Origin of the sequence: Rhizobium ecuadorense (genome assembly GCF_001187535.1) — a bacterium.
GTDB lineage: Bacteria > Pseudomonadota > Alphaproteobacteria > Rhizobiales > Rhizobiaceae > Rhizobium > Rhizobium ecuadorense.
Genome location: NZ_LFIO01001372.1, coordinates 1 through 293, shown reverse-complemented (window position 1 = coordinate 293; position 293 = coordinate 1). Strand labels below are relative to the sequence as shown.

At 68.6% G+C, this 293-nt stretch carries 1 pseudogene; it reads right to left on the bottom strand.

Annotated features, from left to right (window positions below):
• Positions 1-293, bottom strand: a pseudogene (locus AF337_RS29515) (J domain-containing protein); the annotation flags it as partial.

Here is a 293-nt window from a genome sequence, read left to right as displayed (position 1 = left end):
CGGCATTTGCCGCAGCTTCGCCGGCTTCCTCGTCGCCCTTGCTGTCGGCCTCGGCGGCATCGCCATCCATGCGCTTGCCGGCGTCGCCCTGGGCGTTTTGTGTCTGTTGATTTTGGGCCTGCTGGTATTGCGTCTGCTGGGTGCGACCCTGCGCTTGGCCGCCGGCCGCCGCGCGGGCTTGGGCGCCGAAAATGCGATCCACCATCTCGTCGGCGGCCTCGGCGGAACCTGCCTGTTGCCTGGAGCCGTCGGCGGCAGCCTTCTGGGCGGCGCGCGCCAATTCTTCAATCACG